Source organism: Bacillus sp. AFS041924, from assembly GCF_002577195.1.
GTDB lineage: Bacteria > Bacillota > Bacilli > Bacillales > Bacillaceae_G > Gottfriedia.
Genome location: NZ_NULG01000129.1, coordinates 1 through 3,662, shown reverse-complemented (window position 1 = coordinate 3,662; position 3,662 = coordinate 1). Strand labels below are relative to the sequence as shown.

The window sequence follows — 3,662 nt, the reverse complement described above, 5'->3', positions numbered from 1 at the left end:
TTAACAGAGCCTATTTTTAAGAAACTTGTGTCCTTGTAACTAAACAAAATAAAATGAATCACACTAACTATTATTTAAGGGAGATTTTGTTGTGAGTAAATTTGAATGGAGAAAAAATTCAAAAGAAATTTATTTACCAAAAAGTAAACCTAGTAAAATAAATATACCGCCCTTTAAATATGTGACGATTGAAGGAAAAGGTAATCCAAATAATGATTTATTTAAAAAAAATGTAGAAGCACTATATTCTTTAGCTTATGCAATAAAAATGTTGCCTAAAAAAGGCGTTGTTCCAGAAGGATACTTCGAATATACTGTTTTCCCTCTTGAAGGAATCTGGGATTTAGATGAAGAAGGAAGAAAGCTAGACTACTTAAATAAAGAACATCTTCTGTATAAATTAATGATTAGACAACCTGACTTTGTTACTGAAGACTTAACCCACATCATTTTGGATCAACTGAAACAAAAAAAGAAAAATCCACTCTTAGAAAACGTAAAATTCGAATCGATCAATGAAGGCTTATGCGTTCAAACAATGCATATTGGAAGCTATGATGATGAGCCTCAAACCTTTAAAATAATGGAAGAATACTGTTTAGAGAATAAATTACAAAGAGTACAAAAAACACATAAAGAAATCTATATATCAGATGCAAGAAAAACCCAACCTGAAAAATTAAAAACTGTATTAAGATTTCAAGTAGAAGAACTATAGAACCTAAAATTAAAAAGCTTGAATTTTAGGTGATAAGTCGATGTTCAAATTTAATAAGGTATATACCGAGTAATTTATTCATCCCATGTAAAGTGAGCATCCTATAGTGAAAAGCAACGTTACATGGCTCCCTTTACGAAAACTTGATAATTAATTTTCAATAATATTTCCTAACAGAATGAAGAGCCTGGATGTCCCAAGCTCTTCATTCTATAGATCAATATTTTCTATGGATTTTATCAACCACTATAACTTTCAAAAGTCTTCTCTAAATCATCTCTAAAAGCAATTGCTAAGTAATTATCAATAATATTTCTAGTAATAGGAGTCTGAAACACTTGGCTCTTATATGCTCCACCATCATATTCAATTATATCAATCTTATTTTCAATCTGTTCATTTTGTACTTCATCAAAATATTTAATACTTACTACTGCTCCAAAATCTTCGATCGTAATTAGTAACTCTCTTTGATTTAACAAGACCTCAATAACACTATCTTTATCAATCATAATATCAAATTCACCGTTCGAAACTTCGATTTCCTTTTTTAAAGACTCTTTTAAGTCAACAAAATACGATTCAAATTTTTCGCACATCTTACTATATGCCATATTTTCTGTAACAGTTTCTTTATAAATTGCTTTTGTTTTTAAAATGAACTCCCTTTTAAAATCCATATTTCCACTCCTTGTAATGATATAATTGGAGCATTTATATATTATTACTATTCAACATATATTGATAAATAGAATAACAGGAAGAATGTATTTAAAATTTTTTTAAACGGATGAACCTAAAGTAACGAAATTGTTGTTGATATAATTCTTTTTTCTCACTTACCCATAGTTGTATTTAACTGCTATTAAAAAACAGGATTTTGATCAAGCTACTTTTGAAACTGACGGATTTTAAGAAACTGGTTTTAAAGATGAATAGTAGGAAGTGATTTTGGAAATTTTGGGGAAAATCGACTTATTCATTATTATTCTACTAACTTAACAAAAACAACCTCTGGATCTCCCTCATCCAAATGATTGATCAATCCACTCTCAATATATCCTAAAGCCTGAAATAATTTTTGCATTGGAATATTTGATTTGTTTGTTGATGAAAACAACTTCTTTTCAGCAAGGTTTTCAATATATATCATGAGATTTTTTGCTATACCCAGTCTTCTCATATCAGGTGACACTATGATTAAATCAATAAATAAATAACTATAGAAATAGTTATGATAAATTAAAAACCCTTTTACCTTTTCATTAACTTTACATACTATGCATCTATTTTCTTCGATTGATGACTTAATTTGGCTTTCCCGTATTCGACTTCCAATTATTTGTGAATCTAGAGATACAATCGATTCGAAATCATTCATTACCGCACGACTAATTTCCACACTCACCCTCCAATTCTTAATAGTTGTAGTTATTTATTCGATAAAATCACTTTCATTACCTTTTATGTATCACATTAAATGAGCAATAAACCTAAATAATCAGGTTTATTGCTAAACTGTAAATTAATTTGAAACTCTTCAAAATATTACGTTTTAATACTTCGATGAGTCCGTGCTTAAATGATACAGATCTATTCAATTATGGTTTATATATTTTTTTGATTGAAAAGTTTAGCCCAAGTTTTTGGTCCAACAATTCCATCCACTACTAAACCGTTTTTGTGTTGAAATTCTTTAACTGCTTTTTCAGTTAGGATTCCGAAAACCCCATCCACTTTGACAGCTAATTTTCCTTGTACTTTTTTTACTTGCTCTCCTCTTGATCCTTTTTTTCTTTAAATTGTTCATTAGCAGTTTTATACGTTTTGACTTTATCGTATCGTGAATGACTTAATACGAAATCGACATACCCCTTAATTGGATCATCATATTTTATATAATAACCCCCTTCACTTTTAGGTTTTACTGTGCCTCTACTACTTAGAGGTAATCCTGGATGGCAGGTTTGTCCTGCAAAATTATTATTTTTCTTAAAATTTTTCGAAGTAAAATGTGCAGTTTCTACTTGCCATTGAGTAAATATTACTTCGGCTAACAACCAACCAATTTTTTTCGAAACTTCATTTGGATATTTAAAATGTTTAACTGTATTAGACAATATAGACTATCCTCTCCTTAAAAAGCTTGTCCTATAGATTATTCATAAACTATGCTCTCGATACAAAGGAAACAGTAGAAAAGTAGTAGATATTTTTATATTTTTCACTTCATAAAGTTATCTTTTTATAAATACTTTTGTATTTAACAACTAGTTCATCCCTTACATACAATGGTTAAAAATGGAGTTGATTAAGATGACTAATTGGATTGATATTTCTACATCTCACCGTCAGCTAAAACTTTTCGACGGGAGGAAACTGATTAAAACTTACCCGATCGGTGTTGGTAAGATGCTTACTCCAACACCAACTGGCGTATATACAATTATTAATAAAGATCCAAATCCAGGTGGACCTTTTGGCGTACTGTGGATGGGATTATCAGCTCCACATTACGGGATTCATGGAACAAATAATCCAGCGTCAATTGGCCACTTTGTTTCAAATGGCTGTGTACGAATGTATAATGAGGATGTTCTTGATTTGTCTTCAAAAGTTACAATTGGTACAGGAGTTGTTATTCGGAAATAAGCTACAAAAGGCAATTAAGATATAGTAGACTCAGTTGTAGTACGAAAAAATTTTTGAGCCATCGAAGCTGTGCCGATAAACTTTGTGAAGCTATTGTAATACGAACATAGTTTGAACAATATTGATAAAGNNCTTCGTTGATATATTGCTAAAAACGATTAATAAATTATCAAAACTCGTTGATAAATCGCTAAAACGGATTGATATCTTTATTCTACTAATTTGAAAATCTCTAAGTTCCATGAAACTGGTAGAAAGTGTCCGTAAACTATCAAAAACCACTATAATCACA

5 protein-coding genes and 1 pseudogene are annotated in these 3,662 nt (G+C 29.9%); 2 read left to right on the top strand and 4 right to left on the bottom strand.

Going from position 1 to position 3,662, the window contains the following annotated elements:
* Positions 1 to 91 precede the first annotated feature (91 nt).
* On the top strand, positions 92 to 718 hold the full coding sequence (locus COC46_RS20560) for a GyrI-like domain-containing protein (RefSeq protein WP_098811759.1): 627 nt from the start codon (positions 92 to 94) through the stop codon (positions 716 to 718).
* 239 nt (positions 719 to 957) lie between these two features.
* Here COC46_RS20560 and COC46_RS20555 read toward each other — a convergent pair whose 3' ends face one another.
* The 4 genes and pseudogenes from COC46_RS20555 to COC46_RS20540 all read right to left on the bottom strand — a co-directional run bounded on the left by COC46_RS20555 (position 958) and on the right by COC46_RS20540 (position 2,838).
* Positions 958 to 1,398 carry a hypothetical protein gene (locus tag COC46_RS20555; RefSeq protein WP_098811758.1) on the bottom strand — a complete coding sequence of 147 codons (441 nt, stop codon included), beginning with the start codon at positions 1,396 to 1,398 and terminating at the stop codon, positions 958 to 960.
* 305 nt (positions 1,399 to 1,703) lie between these two features.
* Positions 1,704 to 2,120, bottom strand: coding sequence for a GNAT family N-acetyltransferase (locus COC46_RS20550; protein WP_098811757.1), 417 nt, complete (start codon positions 2,118 to 2,120; stop codon positions 1,704 to 1,706).
* 206 nt (positions 2,121 to 2,326) lie between these two features.
* Positions 2,327 to 2,461 (bottom strand): annotated as a pseudogene (locus COC46_RS20545) (peptidoglycan-binding domain-containing protein); the annotation flags it as partial.
* A gap of 23 nt (positions 2,462 to 2,484) precedes the next feature.
* Positions 2,485 to 2,838 (bottom strand): glucosaminidase domain-containing protein, encoded by a 354-nt coding sequence (locus tag COC46_RS20540; protein WP_176545240.1) that lies wholly within the window; start codon positions 2,836 to 2,838, stop codon positions 2,485 to 2,487.
* Positions 2,839 to 3,034: 196 nt separating this feature from the next.
* Here COC46_RS20540 and COC46_RS20535 point away from each other — a divergent pair, with 196 nt between their 5' ends.
* The gene (locus COC46_RS20535) at positions 3,035 to 3,370 is read left to right on the top strand and encodes a L,D-transpeptidase (RefSeq protein ID WP_098811754.1); all 336 of its coding nucleotides are present in this window, start codon (positions 3,035 to 3,037) and stop codon (positions 3,368 to 3,370) included.
* Positions 3,371 to 3,662 lie beyond the last annotated feature (292 nt).